Annotated in this window: 20 protein-coding genes; 10 read left to right on the forward strand and 10 right to left on the reverse strand. The window is 35.9% G+C overall.

Features of this window, described 5'->3' with window-relative positions:
- Positions 1–448 precede the first annotated feature (448 nt).
- Entirely contained in the window at positions 449–1,768 is a 1,320-nt protein-coding gene (locus OL225_RS06475; protein WP_264517701.1) for a M20 metallopeptidase family protein, read from the forward strand.
- Here OL225_RS06475 and OL225_RS06480 read toward each other — a convergent pair.
- Both OL225_RS06480 and OL225_RS06485 read right to left on the reverse strand, forming a co-directional pair.
- A complete protein-coding gene (locus tag OL225_RS06480) occupies positions 1,765–2,181 on the reverse strand; it encodes a RidA family protein (protein ID WP_264517702.1) in 417 nt (138 codons plus the stop codon). The two genes, OL225_RS06475 and OL225_RS06480, sit on opposite strands and share 4 nt — an antisense overlap.
- Positions 2,182–2,336: 155 nt before the next feature.
- Positions 2,337–2,939 (reverse strand): FMN-dependent NADH-azoreductase, encoded by a 603-nt coding sequence (locus OL225_RS06485; RefSeq protein ID WP_047377494.1) that lies wholly within the window; start codon positions 2,937–2,939, stop codon positions 2,337–2,339.
- A 118-nt stretch (positions 2,940–3,057) separates the two neighbouring features.
- Here OL225_RS06485 and OL225_RS06490 point away from each other — a divergent pair, with 118 nt between their 5' ends.
- Together OL225_RS06490 and OL225_RS06495 are read left to right on the forward strand one after the other, a co-directional pair.
- Positions 3,058–3,414: a winged helix-turn-helix transcriptional regulator gene (locus OL225_RS06490; RefSeq protein WP_047377493.1), complete on the forward strand. Its 357-nt coding sequence runs from the start codon at positions 3,058–3,060 to the stop codon at positions 3,412–3,414.
- Between the two features lie 105 nt (positions 3,415–3,519).
- The gene (locus tag OL225_RS06495; RefSeq protein WP_047377492.1) at positions 3,520–4,116 is read left to right on the forward strand and encodes a Crp/Fnr family transcriptional regulator; all 597 of its coding nucleotides are present in this window, start codon (positions 3,520–3,522) and stop codon (positions 4,114–4,116) included.
- 29 nt (positions 4,117–4,145) lie between these two features.
- Here the strand turns inward: OL225_RS06495 and OL225_RS06500 are convergent, their stop codons facing one another.
- Positions 4,146–4,988 (reverse strand): universal stress protein, encoded by an 843-nt coding sequence (locus tag OL225_RS06500; RefSeq protein WP_264517703.1) that lies wholly within the window; start codon positions 4,986–4,988, stop codon positions 4,146–4,148.
- Positions 4,985–5,461: a MarR family winged helix-turn-helix transcriptional regulator gene (locus tag OL225_RS06505; RefSeq protein ID WP_264517704.1), complete on the reverse strand. Its 477-nt coding sequence runs from the start codon at positions 5,459–5,461 to the stop codon at positions 4,985–4,987. The genes OL225_RS06500 and OL225_RS06505 overlap by 4 nt, the downstream gene beginning before the upstream one ends.
- A 294-nt stretch (positions 5,462–5,755) precedes the next feature.
- Here OL225_RS06505 and sph point away from each other — a divergent pair, with 294 nt between their 5' ends.
- Positions 5,756–7,282 carry a sphingomyelin phosphodiesterase gene (sph, locus tag OL225_RS06510; protein ID WP_264517705.1) on the forward strand — a complete coding sequence of 509 codons (1,527 nt, stop codon included), beginning with the start codon at positions 5,756–5,758 and terminating at the stop codon, positions 7,280–7,282.
- A gap of 106 nt (positions 7,283–7,388) precedes the next feature.
- Here sph and OL225_RS06515 read toward each other — a convergent pair whose 3' ends face one another.
- The 3 genes from OL225_RS06515 to OL225_RS06525 all read right to left on the reverse strand — a co-directional run bounded on the left by OL225_RS06515 (position 7,389) and on the right by OL225_RS06525 (position 10,305).
- Entirely contained in the window at positions 7,389–8,594 is a 1,206-nt protein-coding gene (locus OL225_RS06515) for an MFS transporter (RefSeq protein WP_047377489.1), read from the reverse strand.
- Positions 8,595–8,682: 88 nt separating this feature from the next.
- Positions 8,683–9,600, reverse strand: coding sequence for a helix-turn-helix domain-containing protein (locus OL225_RS06520; protein ID WP_264517706.1), 918 nt, complete (start codon positions 9,598–9,600; stop codon positions 8,683–8,685).
- Positions 9,601–9,789: 189 nt separating this feature from the next.
- The gene (locus tag OL225_RS06525; protein ID WP_047377487.1) at positions 9,790–10,305 is read right to left on the reverse strand and encodes a hypothetical protein; all 516 of its coding nucleotides are present in this window, start codon (positions 10,303–10,305) and stop codon (positions 9,790–9,792) included.
- A 118-nt stretch (positions 10,306–10,423) separates the two neighbouring features.
- Between OL225_RS06525 and OL225_RS06530 the strand changes: the two genes are divergently transcribed.
- Positions 10,424–11,845, forward strand: a complete 1,422-nt coding sequence (locus OL225_RS06530; RefSeq protein ID WP_264517707.1) for a PLP-dependent aminotransferase family protein — start codon at positions 10,424–10,426, stop codon at positions 11,843–11,845.
- Between the two features lie 102 nt (positions 11,846–11,947).
- Here OL225_RS06530 and OL225_RS06535 read toward each other — a convergent pair whose 3' ends face one another.
- On the reverse strand, positions 11,948–13,432 hold the full coding sequence (locus tag OL225_RS06535) for a M1 family aminopeptidase (protein WP_264517708.1): 1,485 nt from the start codon (positions 13,430–13,432) through the stop codon (positions 11,948–11,950).
- Positions 13,433–13,811: 379 nt separating this feature from the next.
- On the opposite strand from OL225_RS06535, the gene OL225_RS06540 reads away from it, so the two are divergent.
- From OL225_RS06540 to OL225_RS06550, 3 genes are all read left to right on the forward strand, one after another.
- Positions 13,812–13,988, forward strand: coding sequence for a histone H1 (locus tag OL225_RS06540; protein WP_047377485.1), 177 nt, complete (start codon positions 13,812–13,814; stop codon positions 13,986–13,988).
- A gap of 206 nt (positions 13,989–14,194) precedes the next feature.
- On the forward strand, positions 14,195–15,343 hold the full coding sequence (locus OL225_RS06545; protein WP_264517709.1) for a carboxypeptidase-like regulatory domain-containing protein: 1,149 nt from the start codon (positions 14,195–14,197) through the stop codon (positions 15,341–15,343).
- 167 nt (positions 15,344–15,510) lie between these two features.
- The gene (locus OL225_RS06550) at positions 15,511–17,082 is read left to right on the forward strand and encodes a M20/M25/M40 family metallo-hydrolase (protein WP_047377483.1); all 1,572 of its coding nucleotides are present in this window, start codon (positions 15,511–15,513) and stop codon (positions 17,080–17,082) included.
- 108 nt (positions 17,083–17,190) lie between these two features.
- On the opposite strand, the gene OL225_RS06555 is transcribed toward OL225_RS06550, so the two are convergent.
- Positions 17,191–17,829, reverse strand: a complete 639-nt coding sequence (locus OL225_RS06555; RefSeq protein WP_264517710.1) for an HAD family hydrolase — start codon at positions 17,827–17,829, stop codon at positions 17,191–17,193.
- A gap of 42 nt (positions 17,830–17,871) precedes the next feature.
- Positions 17,872–19,995, reverse strand: a complete 2,124-nt coding sequence (locus OL225_RS06560; RefSeq protein ID WP_264517711.1) for a Tex family protein — start codon at positions 19,993–19,995, stop codon at positions 17,872–17,874.
- A 320-nt stretch (positions 19,996–20,315) separates the two neighbouring features.
- On the opposite strand from OL225_RS06560, the gene OL225_RS06565 reads away from it, so the two are divergent.
- Both OL225_RS06565 and OL225_RS06570 read left to right on the forward strand, forming a co-directional pair.
- Complete coding sequence (locus tag OL225_RS06565; protein ID WP_264517712.1) at positions 20,316–20,537, forward strand: hypothetical protein; 222 nt, start codon at positions 20,316–20,318, stop codon at positions 20,535–20,537.
- Between the two features lie 109 nt (positions 20,538–20,646).
- Positions 20,647–21,324, forward strand: a complete 678-nt coding sequence (locus OL225_RS06570) for a YceI family protein (RefSeq protein WP_264517713.1) — start codon at positions 20,647–20,649, stop codon at positions 21,322–21,324.
- The last annotated feature ends 54 nt before the right edge of the window (positions 21,325–21,378 follow it).

Raw genomic sequence — 21,378 nt, forward strand, 5'->3', positions numbered from 1 at the left:
GTTAGATATCTTCAACTCCTTTCAACAGGAAGTGATCATGCTGATTGATCTATAGCTGCCGGATTTTCAGATACCATTTCTCTTTCAGAAATGAATGCATGCTTTTCAAGCTATCCATAGTTGTCAGTTTTTGTTTATCCGAAATTAATCAGATCCTCTCAGATAAGATTCAGTATTTCTACGTAATTTATAATAATGATATTTTAATTTTTTGTAACAAAACCTTTATGTGAAGTAGTTTCAAGAGGTTTTGTTTTCACATAGTTTAGAATTAATTTAAATAATGTGGTATTGAATATGGAATAATATATGGAAGCAGAAAAGATTCAATCGTATTTTAAAATAATAATAAATTGATGATCAGGATGTAACAAAGGGGAAGTTGTAATAGTCTAATCTGCATAGGTAAACTTTTTAATTATCAGGATAAAACTAATTACCTCTGACTATGAAACGACTTATATTAACTTTATCATGCTTTGCTTCCGCTCTTTTATCTGCACAGGGATTGAACAGCAAAAAAGAAACAATAATGCATTCTTCCCAAAATATAAAGGTACAGTCTGTACATCAATCTGTTCAGCAGGAAACAGACAGGATATTTGATAAACTGGTTAATATCAGGAGGGATTTTCATGAAAATCCGGAGCTGGCAGGGAAGGAGAAACAGACTCAGGAAAAAATTAAACAGTATTTGCTTGATCTCGGACTGGAAGTTAAGACAGATATATATGGTTACGGTGTAGTAGGGATTCTGAAAGGAGATCAAAAGGGTAAAAAAATAGCCTGGAGGTCAGATATGGATGCATTACCGAATGATTATCCCGATCCTGAAACCTTCAAATCAAAAATAAAAGGTATTCAGCATGGCTGCGGTCACGATATACATATGGCGGTTGGGCTAGGAATTGCTGAAGTTCTTTCAAAAAATAAAAAATCTTTAAGGGGAACGGTTTATTTCATATTTCAACCTGAAGAAGAGACGTTCAAAGGGGCAAAAGAAATGCTGGATAAAGGGTTGATTTCCGTAATAAATCCTGATGAAATCTACGGATTGCATGTGACAGCAATACCTGCAGGGCAGATCATGGTGAAACCTAATGAAATGTTTGCCTATCAGAAGAAAATAAGAGTTCAGCTAAAAAGTGGATTATCTGAAGAAGAGATAGAAGGGCTAACGAAAAAGATCAGTAATTTTCTGTCCCGTATTCAACCCGGAACCAAGCCCTGGGAGATACAAACCATTGTTGATCCTAAAATCGGATTGACCAATCCTGATACTGTTTTTAAAGATTATCTGTTCACTGACGGAAAATTTACTGTCTATTCTAAAAATAATGAATCTTTTCTTGAAATCTATCTGTATGAGACGAATTCATCTAATTTAGATAAAATAATTCCTGGAGTTCAGAACATTGTAGCGGATAGCGGATATAAAGAAAAGCTTCTTTCCGTTTCATTTGTCCAGGATAATCCAACGGTGATCAATGATAAAAAACTGACTCGTTCAGCAACAGAAATCCTGCAGAATCTGTACGGTAAAAATGTAATTGCTCCAGATTATGGGCAGGTTCCGTTTTTTAATGATGATTTTTCTTATTTTCAACAAAAAATCCCAGGAGTGTACTTTTTCCTGGGTGGTTCTAATTTTGAAAAAGGAGTGATTGCCATGAATCACTCGCCTAATTTTCAGGTGGATGAAGAAAGTATCAGAACCGGCGTAAGAAGTTTTTCTTCATTAATAGTGGAACGCCTCAACAGAAACTAACTTTTCACTGCAATCGCATCAATTTCAAATAACATTCCGGGTAAAGCCAGCTGACTTACCGGGATAAGTGTACTGGTAGGCAGGAAAGATCCCTTCCATACTTTCTTAGCTTCTTCTGCCCAGATTGTAAGCTTCTCCGGGTTGTGATCAACAATAAGAAGGGTGATTTTGACAATATTCTCAACCGTCATGGAATGGCTCTGTAAAACAATTTTTAAGTTTTTAAAAGCATCCTGAACCTGGGTTTTAAAATCTTCCGCCAATACATGATTTTCTCCTACACCGCCACTCTGTCCGGATATAAAACAAATCCGGAAAGGAGAATCCACAGAAATACTATGTGAAAATCCGTAAGGACTGGGATTGAATAATGAAGCAGGATTGATCAGCTGAGGTTCTTTATTATTTTCCATAATTTTTATTTTAATCAGGTAAAATTGAGAGATAAAAACAGAGAAAGTCTTTACATATGTTGAGAAAAATATTCTTTTAATTGTGTAAACTTTTTTTAAATGATGAAAGTTTAACAAAAAAATGCTGTCCATCAGGAACAGCATTTTAAATTTTTTTACTCTACAACAATACTTTCAATCCCTTTTTGCAGGGCCGTATCCTGAATAACCGGAACAGAAAGTCCTTCTGCACGCACAACAGAAATATCTGTCATTCCCATAAATCCAAGAGTTTGTTTTAAGTAAGGAACTACAAAATCGTAAGCCTGTCTTTCCCCTTCAGAATATACTCCGCCACTTGAAAAAGCAAGGTATACTTTCTTGTTCTTCACCAGACCTTCAGGACCGTTCTCACTGTAACTGAACGTTTTTCCTGCTCTGGCAATGTGGTCTAGCCATGATTTCAGCGTAGAAGTGATACTGAAATTGTACAAAGGAGCTTCAATAACGATAATATCCGCTTCATGAAGTTCATCTATTACCGTATCAGAAAGTTTTACCGTCTCCAATTGCTCAGAAGTACGGTGTTCAGCCGGAGTGAAAAATGCATTGATATGGGCTTCTTCTAAATGAGGAAAAAGAGGGTTGGCAAGATCACGCTTTTTAAAAACACTGTCTGGATATTTTGCTGTGATTTTTTCTACAACTGCATTTCCCAGTTTTTTACTGATGGAAGATTCGCTTCTTGGGCTTGAAATAATATGAAGTACTCGTTTCATTTTTTTATTTTTTTTAAAATTGATGTTTCAAAATTATCTATATTTACTAATAAAAAGATAGTAGTTACTAAAAGGTTAGTAATAACATTTAGGTTAGTACCCAGATAAACCAGAGACAATGGAAGAAGAAAAAATAGTGTATTCAAGGCCGCAATGCAGTACGCATTTGGCCGCTACTGAGGATGCTTTATACGTTCTAGGAGGCAGGTGGACCATTAGAGTAATGATTGCTATTTTGGGTGGACATACGCGCTTCAATGAACTACAGCGAACCATCAATGGAATCTCGGCAAGAGTCTTATCCAGCGAATTGAAAAAGCTGGAAGTAAATCATTTAGTTGAAAGAACCGTTCTTATCGATCAGAAACCGGTGTTGGTAGAGTATGTTCCTACAGAATATAGTGAGTCCCTGAAAGATGTGATTGCTGCTCTGGCAGATTGGGGCACAAAACATAAAAAGAAAATCACTGCATAATAAAAAGGGTAGTGTTGATATCAAAAAATCATTTTTCCTGTGATATTTGATAAATTGCAACATTCCCTGTACTTAAGTATTTTTACTCAAATTAACAATGGCAAGATGATCATATGCGAAGACTTATTATTTTCCCACGGAGCCATTCTGGAAAAATATAATGCGACTGACTCTATTTTTAAAGAAGGAACTGCAGCTAAATATTATTTCCAGATCAGGTCCGGTACTGTGAAACTGAATACTTTTTTGGAAGACGGGAAAGAATTTGTTCACGGGCTGCCTTTTGATGGGCATTGCATTGGTGAAAGCTATTTGTTTACAGATCATCATTATGCCGTTAATGCGATTGCCATTACCGACTGTGATATTATTAAGATTTCCAAGACAAAATTTCTGCAGATACTGTTGGAAAAGCCAACCTTAATGTTGGAAATTAATAAATATATGGCAGACAGAATGCATTTCAGGTTTATGATTTCCAGCTTTCTTGCTATTTCAGATCCTATTGTGAAGCTCATGAAGCTTTTTGATCACATTAAGAAGTATTTCGGATTTGAAGAAACCTATTCCTTTCTGATTCCCTATACCAGACAGCAAATAGCTACGTTAACCGGTCTTCGGGTAGAAACGGTGATCAGGTATGTCAAGAAAATGCAGGAACAGAAACTTGTTAAAATTGAAAGTACTAAAATTTATTATTAGCTTTTACTTATTTGTTTTTAAAGACCTTATTATTTTAGAATAAGTACGGGCTGATGGGTGTTCTGGTAGATTCCTTCAGAAATACTTCTGCTTGCCAGATAATACAGAAAACTATGCTGACCTGGCAAAGCTATAATAAGATCGGTTTCATTAGAGGCTGCAAAAGTGAGAATCCCCTTAATAACATTTTCATCATGGGAATAATGAATACTGCTTGGAATTTCTGTTAAATGCTCATGAATATATTCTTCCAGCTCTCTTTTTTTGTCCTCATCCTCTTTTTCACTGGTATTGATATTCAAAAACATCAGACGCACATCCTGTTTATGTATAACAGATTTGTGATGAAACAACCTTTCTAATCTTTTAATTCCCTTTATATCACAAGGAATAAATATGTTTTTGATAGGAGTGTAGTGATAGCTGTTGGGAACAATTAAGGTCTTCACAGGACTCGTTCTTGCAATGCTGATAATATTGTCGGAAACAAAACTCTCCGTAGAAGAAGTCTGGTCATCACTTCCCAGGATAATCAGCTCTACAGAAGGTTGGTTTTTTAAAAGTTCATTGATACTTCTGGTAAGAGCCCAGTCACTTAGTATCCTTGAAACTTTGATTTCAGGTGACTTTTCTGTAATAATACTGCTTAATTGATCAAATAGTGATTCTGTTTTCTGGAGTAAATTATTGACATTTTCTTCATTCACAAATGAATGTCCTTCTGCAATGTGCAGATAATCAAACTCAGATTCTCCTGCTGTTTTCAGTAGAATAATGTTTTGATATTCGTAGGTTTTTGCCCAATCTGCGGCAACTCTTACTGCATTTTCCGTAGTTGATGTAAAATCAACAGGTACAAGGATTGTTCTCATATTGTATTATGTTTTGGTCCTGATTCTTCCAGGTTTGCTGTCATTTTTTTTACTAAAAGCAGTGCTTTGATAATTTCTTCTTCATGAATGTCATCAGCTGCCTTTTTATAAAGGTCCAATGCCCATGGATAAACTACTTCTACGATCTGTTCACCCTTCGGAGTTAAAAAAATCTGCTTATTTCTCCGGTCGTTTTTATCAGCTATCCGTTCAACAAGATCCCGTTTTACGAGACTGTTGATGAGATAGGTTATGCTTGATTTGTCTTTGCTGACTTTATTTCCAATTTCCTGCTGGTTGATACCACTATTGCGTGAAAGCAGTCCCAAAATCTCAATCAGCTCAAAAGAAAGATCTGGATCATACTCATTAATCGTGGTCTGAATCCTTTGTCGAAGCCGGCTTTTCATTTCACTCATCGCCAGACCAAGCTCCAGAGCCAGTTCTGATATATTGTTCTGTTTTTCAGGCATATTATATAATAATGGTATTGCAGGGTAAGAGATGATTTGAAAGAATTTCAGCACTGCTTACCTTAACAAATATACGAAAAATTAGTTTTAATTAAAACTAATTGATCCCTTAGATTATTATAATTTTTAATAGTTAAATAAGGAACTGAAAAATTATTATTTAGATAACATTCGGTTCATTTTTGTTTATGAGGTAAATCCTACTTTGGCCGCAGAAAAAACAAAACAATTTTAACTCAAAAACTTATGAATCAAATGTTTTCAATGGTCCGGATTTTTTCGGTACTATGTCTTATGACCCTTTTATCGTGCAGATCAGATCAGTTTCAGCCAGATGAAACACTGCCTAATGCACAGGAAAATGCCATGAGAAGCGCTTTTCCGAATATTAAAGTATTATCTTATAATACATTTTTATTGAAAGAACTTTCAGTGTCAGGTATGACTCAATGGTCTCAGCAGACAAGAGCTCAGAAAATTGGTGAAGCCTCCTTTTTGAGAAACTATGATGTTCTGATGCTCCAGGAATGCTTTGATAATGCAGCTTCCGATAAATTGCGTGAAAAACTTCTTCCTAGTTTTCCCTATCAGACCCCTATAGTAGGACGGACAAAAAATGGTTGGAATAATACTTTTGGCAATTGGCGTGAGATCATTTCCGGCGGATTTGAAGACGGAGGAGTGATGATTGCCAGTAAATATCCTATAGAAAGGATGGATCAGTATATCTTTCCGGCAGGATGTGATTTTGATGGATACTGTCTGAAAGGTTTTGCTTATGCCAGAATATTAAAAGACGGTAAACGTATCCACTTTATAGCAGTTCATGCACAGTCTACACAGCCGTCTTGTAATGGAAAAGATGTGGAAATCCGTAAACAGCAGCTGGGAATGATGAAATCATTTGTTGACCGTTTGAATATTCCTGAAGATGAAATGGTAATTTATGGTGGAGATTTCAACATTATAAAAGATACTCCCGAATATTCCAGTATGCTGCAAACCCTGAATGTAAATGCTCCTACATACAAAGGATTAAAATATTCATGGGATACAAAAACCAATACTATGGCTTCTTATCATTACCCTTACCCGGACAATAAACGAGAATATCTTGATTATATTTTGGTTTCCAATGATCATCTTGTTCCTCCAACCTGGCAAAATATTGCATTCGATCCAGTGGCTTCAAACCTTATGACTTATACAAATATAACTGGAATTAAATATCACTGGACAGAATACTCAGATCATTATCCTGTAGAAGCAAATATCTATTCGGATCAGAAAACCCCTACAAGAAGTTTAAAATTCAGAAAATATGACCGTATTTCATTAAAATCTGTAGCCACGGGAAAATATATCAGTACAAACCTGTCTACACCTAATGACTGGCTGACTGTCACTTCTGTACTGCCAAGTGATGCAAGAACCTGGTTTAATATTGTAAATATCGGAGATTCTGACAATTATTTTGATCTGAAAGAAGGATATGTAAGGGTAGAGAGCAGCGAAAGACTCAATCATTTCTGGTATTGGTATTCTTCAGGCAGTGGCAGTTATTATTTTTATCCAAAATATGGAAAGACTACTTACAACCTAAGAATTCAGATTGTAAAGAAAAAGGCAGGGAATTTTTCTACAAGTATTGAAAATGGGGATATTGTCGCTTTCAAAGATACAACGGGAGTTGGGAATACTTATTATCTGCAGGTGTATAATAAATCAGGAACAGACTGGATTTATCTGAATGGAACAAGTTTAACTCCTGATGTACAGTTTGAAGTAAAAATGAACAATACGGTTGCAGAACCTTTTTAAAATTTTTATTCAAAATTCATTCATCTATTTAATAAGCGGCTGTCCTTTGGTGGTCGCTTTTCAAATAATATCTCGAGAATATAAAAGAGCTATAAAAAAGCAGAGACTAGTTCTCTGCTTTTTCTTTTTTTACGGCCTGATGCATAATAAGGATAATTCCCAAAAGGAAACATGCAATGATCAGGTAACGCCAGGAAAGATCCTTTTGTTCACTTACATTTCCGCTTACTGAAATGATAAAGCTCGTCACAGAAGTAATCACGTAGACCAATCCGCCCATTAGTCCGCCGGCAGTTCCCGCATTTTTAGGAAAGTAAAGCATACTTGTTGTAAAAAATGAGGTAAATAAAATTCCGGAACAGATATGAATGAAAAAGGCAAAAGGAATCATAATGAAAAGACTCTCTGCAAAATAGCTGATGATAATCAGTCCTGCAATCAGAATTAATTGTAAAAGGATAGGCTGCAGAATTCTTGGTTTAAAATCAAGAGTCAGTCTGCGTTTTCCGATAAAGCCTCCGATCATCCAGGAAAATCCTAAGATGAGTGTACAATATCCAATGACTACCGGCGTAAAATGAAAAGTGTTTTCAATAATAAATGGTCCGGTAATATTAAATAACATAACAATAGAGTAGCTTAGTCCTAATATGAAAATTCCCAGCATGAAAATCCTGTTCTTAAGCATCATTTTGTAAAGGCTGATGTTCTCAGACAGGTCCAGTTTCTTTTTCTGAGGAAGGCTTTCCCCGCTGAAGAACCATTCAAACAAGAAAAGGAATCCGGCATATGCTGCCAGAAAATAAAAATTAGCATGCCAGTTAAATATTTTCTCAAGATAGCCACCCAGGAAAGGTGCCAGAATAGGCCCGCAAGACCATACAATTGTGAAATAACTTAAGTAGTGCTTCACTTTCTCAGCATCATAAATATCAACAAAAATAGCCCGCGTAGCCACCACAAGTACTGAAACAGCAGCTCCCTGAAGAATACGAAGCAGACAGATCAATAAAATGCTGTTGGTCATCGTAATTAAAATACTGGTCAGAATCAACAGGAATAATGCTATTAATTTGGGACGATAGCGACCGATGCTGTCCAGGATTCCTCCTACAAATAACTGGGAAATTCCGTAGCTCAGAAGATATGAAGTCAACGTGATCTGGATATCTTTTTCTGAAACCATCATTTCTTTGGCCATAGAAGGGAACGATGGTAAATATATATCTGTGACAAACCCCGAAAGCGGGATAGACACGAAAGCCATAATGGTAATTAATCTGATTCGTTTTTCAGATGCTTCTCTCAACATGTTCATTCATTTTTTACTATGCAAAAATAAGTCAAGAAACAGAAAAGTGAATTTTAAAAGACAAAGTAAAAATTACAAAAATCAAATATTAAGCTAAATTCTTAAATTTTAATGGTGAAGTCCGGGCATGCTTTTTAAAGAAGTTATTAAAATGTGCAGGCTGGTCAAAACCTAATGTATAACCAATCTGGGCGATATCCCAATTGGTATATTTCAGCAGGTTTTTAGATTCTTCAAACATTTTTTCTTTAATAATCTGTGTTGTAGTAAGATGGGTTACAGATTTTACCGAAGAATTCAAATGATTGACGTGCACATTCAGATGCTCAGCAAAGTCCGAAGGAGTTTTTAAAGCCAGCGGATAAGCAGGAGAGTCCAACGGAAACTGCTTGTTGAGCAGTTCATCAAATAGTTTGTAGAGACGTACATTTGCGGGAAGTTCATTAGGATTGATATCTTCCACACGGTTTTCCATTGCAAGGTGCATGACGGATGCGAGATTACTTTTGATACTGCTGCACCGGAAAGGATAGGCGGAATAATTATTCATTTTGTAAATCTGGTCAAAATAAAGGGTGGCCAGCTGAGTCTGTTCTTCCGTCAGAAAAACGACCGGCTTGCTCCATTCTTTGAACATTGAAGTCTTTTTAAACAGATTAAATTCCGAATTTCCATTAAAAAACTCTTGATTGAACAGACAGAAATACCCTTCCTGAAGATCACTGTCACACTCCCAGGAATATGGAATGCTTGGAGAAGGAAAGAATAATGCCGGACGGTCAATATACAGCTGATGTGCCCCATAATGAATGGTTCCTTTTCCAATGATAAAACTGATTTTATAATAATCGCGGCGGTTGTAAGGACTCTTAAAACTGCAGTACTTCCGCATTGAAATGTTGAAATGAGACTTGCCCATCTCAAAATCCTCAGAATCAAACATCTTGATCTGGTTCTTACGAATACGTTTGTAATAATCTTCTATGGTTTCCAGCTGATCACTCATAAGTAAAAATTATAAAAATCAAAGATATGCAAACTATTGCTTACTTAAGATTATTTTAAGTGAGGTAATCAAAATAAGAATAATAGTCTACTTCAATATTAAAAACGATCCATTATAAGATATACGCATTGCAAGTATTATAAAATATACACAAACATCTGTGAAAATCCGTGCAATCTGTGGTTAAAACTAACTTTTATTAATTTCCAGTTCCAAAATATGTGATGGCAGCTGAAAAGGACCTGCCTTTGAACCAGCTGCAGCAATAAACCCGGACTCTTTTAAAAATTCCAAAAGCGGATCATGATCCAGCATATTGATCCATACGATATCCGTAAAGCTCACTGCCGATCTGCATTTTTTCCAAAGTGACTGTCTTGTTTCAGGAGAATCAAATGCTGAAAGAATCACAAAACTGATTTCTGTTGCTCTTTTTCCATCCGGAATTCCGGGATGCAGAGAACCGCTTTTGATGATGCTGTATCCAACAGGTTTCTGATCTGCATACGTCATGATCAATTGGTTGGAAAGATCATTCAGATCATTGATCATCTTTCTCGGATCTATTTCATTGTGAATATATTTTTTAATGTTTTCCTCACTTACAAAGTCTTTATGCAGTGTATAAACGGAAGAATCAATAATGGTTATAAGATCAGAAATTCCCTCTTCAGAACCTACTGTAAATTTTGAAATGATATCCATGGGATCTTTTTTTATTCAAAATTATAAGATTAATCCGTTCAAAAGGGATACAGTTTGCTAAAATATCATCGGTACAGAAAGGTATTTTTGTAAATTTGTTCAGTACAGTTGGTGTATTATGGCGAAATCTTATAAGTACGAAATTTTTACAGCAGTCATTGAGGAACAGATCCACAGTGGGATTTTGCAGGAAAAAGACAGGCTTCCTTCCGTTCGGGAAATTAAAGAAAAGTATAAGCTCAGTACGAGTTCGGTGCAAAGTGGTTTTGAATACCTTATGATTAAAGGTTTGATCAGGAGTTATCCAAGGTCAGGATATTTTGTTGCAGAAATTCAGGAAGAGAATATTCCGGAAAGCATAACAAAACTGCCTGTGGTAGTAAGAGATGAAGGGTTTATGAAAAATATAATGCTGACTTCCAAAAGGACTTCAGAGTTCAGTTCTTTCAATACAGCCGTGCCCGGAGATCTGCTCATTCCGCAAAAACTCATCCTCAGGACGATGCAGGAAGTAATTCGTGAAAAAGGGGCAGCATTGCTCAGGTATTACTCACCAAATGGTCTGGAACCATTAAGGAAGCAGATTGCAAAACAAATGGGAACTTACGGATGTACTTTAAATCCTGATAAAATAATCATTACTGACGGTGCACTACAGTCCCTCACGATTGCTTTGAAATCAGTCACCAAATCCGGAGACGTGGTGGCTGTTGATAGTCCGTGTGTGTTTTCCGTGCTGGAAGTAATTGCCCATCTGGAACTGAAAGTGGTAGAGATTCCCATGCACTACAGAAGCGGTTTTGATACGGAATATTTCAGAACAGCCTGTCAGGAAAATAACATTCGTGCCCTTATCATAACTCCGAATTTTCATAATCCCACAGGAATGGTGATGGATGATGAAACGAAAAAAGAAATCCTTGGTATTGCGGAAACCCATCAGTTGTGTATCATTGAAAATGATATGTATTCTGATCTTTATTTTGGCGAACAAAGACCCCGCAGTATAAAAAGCTTCGATAAAAACGGAAGCGTGATGACCTATTCATCATTTTCAAAAACATTGGCACCAGGAATACGTTTAGGCTGGCTTTATGCTGGAGATTTTTATTCAAAATCCGAAAGAGTCAGGTTCGCATTGGGACGAACGGTTTCTCCCATCTATCAGGAACTGGTTTTGAAATTACTGCAGAGTAACGGCTATGAAAGACACCTTCGGGCATTCCGGAAGAAACTCAGCCAGCAGGCGGTACAGGTGTTGGAAGCTTTAAGAACTTCTTTTCCTGAAGGCTCTTATTTTCACAGACCTCAGGGGGGGTACAGCATTTGGGGACGGCTTCCGGAGCATACGCATATGGGAAAGTTCTATGAATATTGTGAAAAGCACCAGATTTTATTTACTCCGGGAGATACGTTTTCGTTCACGGATAAATGTCATTATCATTTCCGGGTGGTTTTTTCAGAAAGAATCACTCCCGAAAGCTTAATTTTATTAGGAAATGCAGGTGAAAAGGCTCGAGAACTATTACTTGGAACATAAGAACTTTATCCAAAGTAAAAGATTTTGAACTTCAATTGATATGTACAAAGCTAGGTTTTTATGAAATGTTGGACATAAAGGATTGACTTTTGTAGATAAAGTTTAATTGAGACCATATTGCACATTCTTACTTTTGTCAATTTCCAATTGTGGGATATTATCAATCATTTTAAAATCAAAGCCGTCAATCCATTTTTCTTTGCTAAGGTCAATATCTTCACCGGAAATGATATGTTTCTGAAAGAAATAGGTAATATCTTTATCCAGATATTGCTGAGCTATATCAAGAAAAAATTCATCTGTAAACTTGAGTTTCTTTTCCGTACATATCTTCAATAATTCACGCATCAGGACATCCAGAGATTTTTTGTAACGGGTTTTCAATAAAATCTGATTATCCAGCCAGAAAGCAAAAATAGCACCCCTCCTGTAGGGCACCTTTTCTACATCACGGCTTTTCCAGAAATCATCTTTTATTTTATAATTCGGAATATTTCGCTGTGGATTTTTCCAATGATTTTGAAAGACTTCAATATTGAATAAGGTAAGCCATTCATCTATAGAAATATCTTTGATCCGTAGTCTGTTTTTATAAGTATAATAATCGGTAAAGCCTTCGCTAAACCAATAATTAAGCTCTTCGTTTTTATTTTGGATTTTGTTTCCAATCCATTCGTGCATCAACTCATGGTGAAGAAGATAAAGGTAAGCACTTTTGTTGTTAAAAGGATTATTAGTTCCCTGAATCATAAATGCATTTTTGATAGCGGATCCTGTTGAACTGTATCCTTTGAAAAGGCTGTCTTTTTGTGAAACGGTAGGAGTTAGGGTAACAGTATAATAATCCTGTTCATAATCTTTCCAGAAATCTCTTTGTGACTGTATTGCTTTTTTGAGGTTTGAAAATAGAAACTCATCCGTAAATCCGTTTTGCCACTGATCTCTTAATGCAAGATAAACAGGTTTGTTTTGTATTTTAAAAGAATAAAATCTGTAGTCACCTCCTATAAACAATGAGTTGTAAAATCCTTCCCAAAGTGTTGTTTTGATGTTCTGAGCCCTAGCTTGTGTAGCAAAATTATTGTGGAGTCTGAATTTCATAGGGAAGTTTATCCATTCAAGGGAAAATTCAAATTCCCTGTCTTCTGGAATCTTTGTAAATGATATGGGTACGATGAATAGATTTTTACCCAAGACGTGGAAGAATGTATTGTTAATCCTGGGACGGTTGAATATTTTATAATCAGGATCTTTAAAATCCTGTTTTATATGATAAATAAGAGAAATTCTATTTCCTGTTTTCATCCTGATCTTTATCTTACTCTTTTCAGGGAGGGCTTCAAAAGTTATATCCGGATTTTCGTCTTTTGATATTGTAAGATTGTTAAAGAGATTATTTTCACCCCAGTTTTCATTGGCAAAATAAAAGGAGATGGTATCTGACGGCTTTTTAAGGATGTAATCAACCTGAACTTTTAGCCCGTTTTGCTCAAGATCTGCATCATAATAGATTTTATAATTTATTTTGTTCTGAGAATAGGTGAGCAGGGGTAATAATAAAGCCAGGATGAATAATTTTTTAAACATGGATAGGTCGTTTTTTTCAAATTTATAATAAAATTCGAAAATTTCAGTGTAGTTAATGTTTTTATACGATGTGCAAACTTAAAAATGATAAAAATACAACCAGAGATTCTAGTGTCATTTTTGTCGGTAAATTATTTTTGTAAAATGAAGATTTAGAAACCAAAATAATGAGAAAATAACAAAATAAATTCCTTTAAGAAATTTTCAGATAATGATTGGAACCTTGGTCTATGAGCATTTTAAGAGGTTAAATTATCTAAAAATACACTTTTATGGGGCTGGAAGTGAATGTTTTTAATTATTTAGCTTAAACTTTTTTCACTCCAGCTAGGCTGGAATCGCCATAAAACCTATATTTGCAGCCTAAATTTTTAAATAAATGAAAGAACTAATTGAAAAAATCAACGCAGAATTTGAAGCGTTCACAACTGAGGCAAACCAACAAGCAGAAAAAGGTAACAAAGCAGCTGGTACAAGAGCTCGTAAAGCAGCTTTAGAACTAAGCAAATTGTTCAAAGACTTCAGAAAAGTTTCTGTAGAAGAAGCTAAAAAATAATTCACTTTTAGCCGGCTTTTGAAGCCGGCTTTTTTTATGCTCCGAATTTAAAGTTCATGTGTGTTAAAAACTCCCAGTTTCAGGGATTTATTTGCTGAAATTTAATATTTTAAAGTTAAATATTATTAAATTGTATTAAAATCCAGTTTTCTTTACACTTCTGAGTATATATTTGTACTATTATTAAAACTAATACAACAATACCCATGAAGTCCTTTTATTTGTTATTTATTCTTTTTTTTGGTGTTTTTTCTGCCCAGAAAATAAAGGTAGTAGATTCCGAAAATGGAAATCCAATTCCCAATGCCAGAATTATTCTTCAGAATCAGATCATTTATACCAATGAAGACGGCTTTGCTCCAATGAATCCGGATGCCGCTGATTTTGAAATTTCTGCCTCAGGTTTTCAGAAAGAGAAATTCCATACTTTTAATGCTCAGGTAAAACTTAAACCCATTTATAAAGATATTGGCGAAGTCAAAATCGTGAATGTAGACATCAAAAAAATCTTTGAAGATGTCAGTAAAAATTATGATAAGAGATATTATGATGAACCTTCTCTTTATGACATTGTCTACAAGGAAAAAGGGTTTGATAATAATAAACTCTATTTTCTGGTTATTGCAGAAGCCAAGTTTTGGAGTAAGAATAACCATTATAATTTCAAAGATGGATACCGGAAAAAATACGATGACATTCTCCAGATGCAGCTGAACAACGTTAAATACCTGAAAAGGGTAAAGTCTGACAGCATTTTCAATGCAAAAACCGATGAATTTAATCATGAATATCTGGGTAACTTCTTTCTCAATTATGAACTGTACAGGGTACTTCAGCATTTGAGGATGAAAGATTGTAAATATAATGGGAGACTCATTTTTGAAGAAGGAGATGAACAGCTGATTACCTTTAAAATTGAATCAGGAAGAGGAATCCAGATGAAAGGAGAATTTAAATATAATAAGGTGGATAAAGTGATTACTTACTTTGAAACCAACTATTATCAGACAGATTTTCCCACCATGAAGAAAACAGCGACTGATGGAAGAGAATTTCAGTATAAGTTAGGAGATGCTACGCTTATTTTTGATTTTTATAAGAAAGATGGAGTCTATGTTCCCGCACTCACGAGATTGGAAGGGGATGGTTTTACCGTTTTTTATAAAGATGAAACCCATGTAAGAAAATTCAGTCGTGAGATTATTTATAATACCTTTACCAAAGCTGATAAGAAAGGGCTTAATCCTAAAGTTAATTTCAATATCAGTATCTGGGATAATGTTCCTGTAAAAGAAGAAAAAGCAGGAACAACACTGCTCTCGCAGGAAGAACAGGTATTTCTCAATGGGAAATAAGAGTATCGTTTCTGTAAAATTAAAAGACCATCAATACGATGGTTTTTTTTATGAATTATAGTCATGAATTGAAAAAATTAACAACAGGCCTAAAAAAGAGCTTTTTTAAGTTCAATTTTTCATCATCTCCTTAATTTCCTTTATCTTTAAACCAATCAATATATATTATGAGGATAAATAGATTTTTTGCAGTGCCTGCAGTAATGCTGGCTGCTCAGTTTTCCTGGGCTCAGGTAAAGGTTGACCCAAAAGAAAGGCTAAACCCTATCGTAAAAAGTTTTGTAGATGAAGTAAATAATAATTCCCAGCTGGAAAATCTGGCGTATGAGTTGTTAGACGGCATTGGGCCGCGTCTTGTAGGAACTCCCGAAATGCTTGCCGCCAATGAATGGAGTGCTGGTAAACTTCGTTCATGGGGAGTAGATGCTAATCTTCAGCAGTTTGGAACATGGAAAGGGTGGCAGAGAGGTACCACCCATGTGGATATGACGTATCCGCGTGTAAAATCTCTGGCTGCTACACAGCTTGCATGGAGCCCTGCTACTAAGAAAGCGGTTGAGGCAGAAGTCATTATTCTTCCAAAAGTATCATCCAAAGCAGAATTTGATCAATGGCTTCCTTCTGTGAAAGGAAAAATAGTGCTAATGGCACAGTATCAGAAAATTGGGCGTTCTGATGAACAAATCAAGGAATTTGCTACTCCTGAGCTGTATGAAAAGCTTAAAGCAGAAAAAGAACAGGCAGCTAAAGATTTCACTGCTTATGTGAAGAATATCGGATATGACAACAACAGTCTTCCGGAGGCTTTGGAAAAAGCAGGTGCAGCAGGAATTGCTATTTCAAACTGGACCGGAATTATGGGAGCTAACAGAATATTCGGAGCAAAAACAACCAAAATTCCTATGATTGATATTGATGTGGAAGATTACGGAATGCTCTACAGAATGGCAGAAAAAGGAACACTTCCTAAAATAAAAATTGATGCCCAGTCTAAAATACTTCCTGAAGCCAAAAGTTTTAACACCATTGGCATGATCAAAGGAAAAGAAAAACCGGATGAATATGTAATTCTTTCTGCTCACCTTGATTCATGGGACGGAGCTCAGGGTGCTACAGATAATGGAACGGGAACGATCACCATGCTTGAAACCATGAGGATTCTGAAGAAATATTATCCTAATAACAAGAGAACTATCGTAATCGGACTTTGGGGAAGTGAAGAGCAGGGATTAAATGGTTCCAGAGGTTTTGTGGCGGATAATCCCCAGATTATAAAAGGGGTTCAGGCTGCTTTTAATCAGGATAATGGAACAGGGCGTGTTGTGAATATCAGCGGTCAGGGATTTGTAAAAGCTTATGATTATATCGGAAAGTGGCTTGATGGAGTTCCGAAAGCGGTAAAGAGTCATATCAAAACTGATTTCCCTGGAATGCCTGGTGGAGGAGGTTCTGACCATGCTTCATTTGTGGCAGCCGGAGTGCCAGGATTTTCTTTAGGTTCTCTGAACTGGGGTTATTTCGGGTATACATGGCATACGACAAAAGATACCTATGACAAAATTGTTTTTGATGAGGTGAAAAATAACGTGATTTTAACAGCTGCACTAGCTTATATGGCATCTGAAGATCCGGAATTTACCAACAGAGAAAAGAGAGCAATGCCTCAGGATGATAAAGGAGAAACGGTAAAATGGCCGGAAGTAAAAGAACCCAGAAGAAGTTCTAAGGATTATAAATAAAGGATTTCTACTGTATAAGAGTAAAAAGGTTGTCTTAATGGGCAGCCTTTTTAGTTTCGTGTTGAAGCGATTCCTGTTTTTTTATTTTGTTCTAAGCATAAATCTTCATTATTTTATAATACCAGATAGGTCTGAAAAAGTAAGAATTGTTGGTTCATAAAGTGAATCAGCCAGTTTTCCAAATCCATACTTACAGAAAATAAATGGCAATCCGTTTTCATGTGCGGAGTCATGATCGGTCTGAGTATCTCCAATGTAGATGGAGTCTTCGATTGTTAAACCATTTCTTTCCATGAGGAGCTGTATATTTTCAGATTTTGGTTTTTGAGTTCTTCCATGAGATTCAAAATCAACAAACAGATCATTGAACTGATAATAGTCTAAAAATGATTCAATATAACCGTCCTGGCAGTTGCTTACAATGAAAAGTGAGTGGGTGCTGGCAAGACTCTTTAAAGTTTCTTCTGCACCTTCATATAAAATCCCACCTTGTATATGCAGTATTTTATTTTCTTCGGCTACAATTTCAGAAAGAAGTTCTTGTACCTGCAGGTCTGAAATGCCCGGAATAATATCTTTTACAATATCATGAGCCAATAATCCCATATATTGATTCATATCTTCAGGCTTAAGTTCTCTTTGGAGCAGCTGATGTCTGCCCAAAACTTCATTCCATATTGTAATGATGGTCGCTCTGGAATCCCATAATGTGCCGTCAAGATCGAAAATTAAATTCTTTGTGTTCAAAATAAATATTTTGTGGTTTATATTTAATCTGTAGTTAAAAAATTACAGAATCATGCTCAGCTGTACTCTTTTTCTCGCTTCATCTACTTCTGTTACCTTTACACGGACGTGCTGGTGAAGCTTTACCACTTCATTGACATCCGAAACAAAGCCGTCTTTCAGCTGGGAAATATGAACCAATCCGCTTTCTTTGATTCCAAGATCTACAAAACATCCGAAAGCCGTAATATTATTGACGATGCCGGGAAGAATCATACCTGCTTTTAAGTCTTTAATGCTTTTTACATTAGGATCGAATTCAAATACTTTAGCAGCCTTTCTTGGATCCAGACCGGGTTTTTCAAGCTCTTTTAAAATATCTTTGATTCCCAGAATCCCAATTTCTTCTGTGATATATTTTTCCGGTTTTACTAAAGCGATTTTATCTTTATTGGCAATCAGTTCATTGGTTTTAATTCCTAAATCTTTTGCCATTTTTTCTACAATTCCGTAAGCTTCAGGGTGTACTGCGGAATTATCCAGTGGGTTTTCAGCATTCGTAATTCTCACAAAAGCTGCTGCCTGCTGAAAAGCCTTTTCTCCAAGTCTCGGAACTTTTTTAAGCTGTTTTCTGTTTTCAAATGCTCCGTTTTCAGCACGGTAATTAATGATATTTTCAGCCATTTTCTCTCCAATACCGGACACATAGCTTAAAAGTGATTTACTTGCTGTATTTAAATTAATTCCCACAGAATTTACACATTTCATTACAGTAGAATCCAGCTCATTTTTCAATTGAGTCTGGTCTACATCGTGCTGGTACTGGCCAACCCCAATAGATTTGGCATCAATCTTTACCAATTCAGCTAACGGATCAGAAAGCCTTCTTCCTATAGAAACAGCTCCACGCACTGTTACATCATATGTCGGAAACTCTTCTCGTGCAATTTTACTGGCAGAATACACTGAAGCTCCGGCTTCTGAAACTACAAAAACCTGCAGCGGCTTATCGAAAGCAATCTTTTTGATGAAAAATTCTGTTTCACGGCTTGCTGTTCCGTTCCCGATAGAGATCGCTTCAATATTATAAGCATTCACCATAGAACGAATCTTTTTCATTGCCATTCCGCTTTCATTCTGCGGAGCATGAGGATATAAGGTTTCGTTGTGTAATAAATCTCCCTTTTCGTCCAGACATACTACTTTACATCCGCTTCGGTATCCCGGGTCAATCGCCAGAATCCTTTTCTCTCCCAAAGGAGGAGCAAGAAGAAGTTGGCTTAAATTCTCAGAGAAAATTTCAATGGCTTTTTTATCTGCTTTTTCTTTGGCTTCCTGTAGGGCTTCATTGGAGATAGCAGGTTCCAGAAGTCTTTTATAGCTGTCTTTTATCGCCAGTGCAATTTGGTCTGAGCTTTCATTATTAGATTTGATAATAGCCTTTTCAATGAAGTCAATAGCTTCTTCTTTGTCTATTCCTACGTTTGTTTTTACAAATCCTTCAGCTTCTGCTCTTAACATCGCCAAAAGTCTGTGAGAAGGTGTTCTGCTAAGACTTTCTTCCCATTCAAAATATTGGGAGAATTTCTGGGCATCTTCCTCATCTTTTTTAGCTTTCACAACTTTTGAGGTAACAACTGCTTTGCGCTGAAACAATCTGCGAAGGTTCTTGCGGACGTACATGTTTTCATTGATCCATTCTGCCATGATGTCTCTTGCACCCTGAAGTGCTTCCTCTTCAGATGAAACTTCATTGTTCAGGTATTTTGAAGCCAGAAACTGAATGTCATTATTTTTCTGACTCATAATAATCCTTGCTAAAGGTTCCAGCCCTTTTTCCTTGGCGGTATCCGCCTTTGTTTTTTTACGTTTTTTGAAAGGCAGATAAAGGTCTTCCAGCTCCTGGATGTCAAAGCTGTCTTCAATTCTCTGTTTAAGCTCAGGAGTTAAGGCATTCTGTTCTTCTATAGATTTTAAGATAGATTCTTTTCTCTTAACGATTTCATCAAACTGCTTACTGATCTTTGAGATCTGTTCGATTTGTATTTCATCGAGATTTCCGGTTTTGTCTTTTCGGTAACGGGAAATAAAGGGAATGGTGCAGTCTTCTGCTAATAATTGTAATGTATTGTTGATGCTCTTTTCAGAAATATTGAGCTCTTTCTGTATAAATTCTACGGTCGTCATTGTTCTGTTTTCGGATAGCTAAAATAGGGTTTTGGAATGAGAAATAATAAATACGGAATCGATTAATCTCTTTATTTTTTTAGTACTATATTATTCTTCTCCATTTATTTCCTCAAATCTGATTTAACTATATAATAATTAATTTTTAAATCTATGTTTATTGCAATTTTGTATTTAAATATTTACTTACTTATGCTGAATTAAAAAACTAATAACTCACTGTAATAAATATGAAAAAAATATTTACCCTATTCATTTGTTGTTATTTTATAATATCTTGTACATATTCTAATTATGAAGAGCCTAAAAAATGTAATTGTATGGTACAGGAATACGAACGGACTGTTATCTTAAAAAATGACCATGATGGTACCTACACAGATTATTCAGATACAGGTTGGGTTGCTAAAGGAGATCCACAGAAAGATAGTTCAGTTGATTGCTCTAGAAATGGAACCGAAAAGAATAAAGATTTTTCCAGCAGTTATGACTCTCAATACAGATGGGATGTATATCGGAAATGGATGTATGATTGCAAATAATAATAGAATTTTACATTTCTTGATATATGTTAAGATGATGTAAAGCAGGTTTTTCTATTTTTGTACCCGAAAACAACAAAATTTCAATAAACTTTTTAAACAGTTCAATATGAAAAAAATTAGCGTAATTGCATTAGTAGGAGTAGGATTGCTTTTAGCATCATGTGATAAAGGAAAAACGGCAGATGCTGCTGCTACAGCTCAGGAGCAAACCGTAGCAGAGAGCAAAGGTGAAGTACTTGCAGTAGATACAGTAGGTTCAGTAGTAAACTGGAAGGCTACCCACAAAGGAGGAATGGCTCCACGTTGGGGGACTCTTACCGTAAAGTCTGGAGATCTTAGCATTGATGGAGGTCAGGTTTCTGCTGGAAACTTTGTAATCGATATGAACTCTATCAAAGTAGATCCGGCTTCAGTAACAGAAAAAGATAAAAAACCTGCAGAACTTGAAACTCACTTGAAAAGCGCTGACTTCTTTGATACAGCGAAAAACCCAACTTCAGATTTTAAAATTACAAGCGTTACAGATCTGAAAGAAGCACCAAAAGATGCTGTAGCAGGAGCTAATAAAACAGTAAGCGGAAACCTTACATTATCAGGAAAAACAATGAATGTTACTTTCCCTGCTAAAGTAGATGCAACTGAAAACTCAGCGGCTATTCAGGCTAAATTTACAGTAAACAGAGCAGATTGGGGACTTAAATTCGGTACTTCAGAAGCTGATCCTGCAGAATGGATGATCAGCAAAGATATCGAGATCGCTATCGACGTAAAAGCAAAAAAATAAGTTATTTAAATCTTAATAACAATTGAGCTGCCCTCATCAAGGCAGCTCTTTTTA

This window comes from Chryseobacterium viscerum (genome assembly GCF_025949665.1).
Lineage (GTDB): Bacteria > Bacteroidota > Bacteroidia > Flavobacteriales > Weeksellaceae > Chryseobacterium > Chryseobacterium viscerum_A.

Excerpts from the sequence above, each read along its gene's own strand:
- OL225_RS06480 (WP_264517702.1), bottom strand. The coding sequence starts at position 2,181 with ATGGAAAATAATAAAGAACCTCAGCTGATCAATCCTGCTTCATTATTC.
- OL225_RS06565 (WP_264517712.1), top strand. The coding sequence starts at position 20,316 with ATGGTACAGGAATACGAACGGACTGTTATCTTAAAAAATGACCATGAT.
- OL225_RS06515 (WP_047377489.1), bottom strand. The coding sequence starts at position 8,594 with ATGTTGAGAGAAGCATCTGAAAAACGAATCAGATTAATTACCATTATG.
- OL225_RS06550 (WP_047377483.1), top strand. The coding sequence starts at position 15,511 with ATGAGGATAAATAGATTTTTTGCAGTGCCTGCAGTAATGCTGGCTGCT.
- OL225_RS06520 (WP_264517706.1), bottom strand. The coding sequence starts at position 9,600 with ATGAGTGATCAGCTGGAAACCATAGAAGATTATTACAAACGTATTCGT.
- OL225_RS06490 (WP_047377493.1), top strand. The coding sequence starts at position 3,058 with ATGGAAGAAGAAAAAATAGTGTATTCAAGGCCGCAATGCAGTACGCAT.
- OL225_RS06525 (WP_047377487.1), bottom strand. The coding sequence starts at position 10,305 with ATGGATATCATTTCAAAATTTACAGTAGGTTCTGAAGAGGGAATTTCT.
- sph (WP_264517705.1), top strand. The coding sequence starts at position 5,756 with ATGACCCTTTTATCGTGCAGATCAGATCAGTTTCAGCCAGATGAAACA.
- OL225_RS06485 (WP_047377494.1), bottom strand. The coding sequence starts at position 2,939 with ATGAAACGAGTACTTCATATTATTTCAAGCCCAAGAAGCGAATCTTCC.
- OL225_RS06545 (WP_264517709.1), top strand. The coding sequence starts at position 14,195 with ATGAAGTCCTTTTATTTGTTATTTATTCTTTTTTTTGGTGTTTTTTCT.
- OL225_RS06530 (WP_264517707.1), top strand. The coding sequence starts at position 10,424 with ATGGCGAAATCTTATAAGTACGAAATTTTTACAGCAGTCATTGAGGAA.
- OL225_RS06540 (WP_047377485.1), top strand. The coding sequence starts at position 13,812 with ATGAAAGAACTAATTGAAAAAATCAACGCAGAATTTGAAGCGTTCACA.
- OL225_RS06535 (WP_264517708.1), bottom strand. The coding sequence starts at position 13,432 with ATGTTTAAAAAATTATTCATCCTGGCTTTATTATTACCCCTGCTCACC.
- OL225_RS06570 (WP_264517713.1), top strand. The coding sequence starts at position 20,647 with ATGAAAAAAATTAGCGTAATTGCATTAGTAGGAGTAGGATTGCTTTTA.
- OL225_RS06560 (WP_264517711.1), bottom strand. The coding sequence starts at position 19,995 with ATGACGACCGTAGAATTTATACAGAAAGAGCTCAATATTTCTGAAAAG.
- OL225_RS06475 (WP_264517701.1), top strand. The coding sequence starts at position 449 with ATGAAACGACTTATATTAACTTTATCATGCTTTGCTTCCGCTCTTTTA.
- OL225_RS06505 (WP_264517704.1), bottom strand. The coding sequence starts at position 5,461 with ATGCCTGAAAAACAGAACAATATATCAGAACTGGCTCTGGAGCTTGGT.
- OL225_RS06500 (WP_264517703.1), bottom strand. The coding sequence starts at position 4,988 with ATGAGAACAATCCTTGTACCTGTTGATTTTACATCAACTACGGAAAAT.
- OL225_RS06495 (WP_047377492.1), top strand. The coding sequence starts at position 3,520 with ATGATCATATGCGAAGACTTATTATTTTCCCACGGAGCCATTCTGGAA.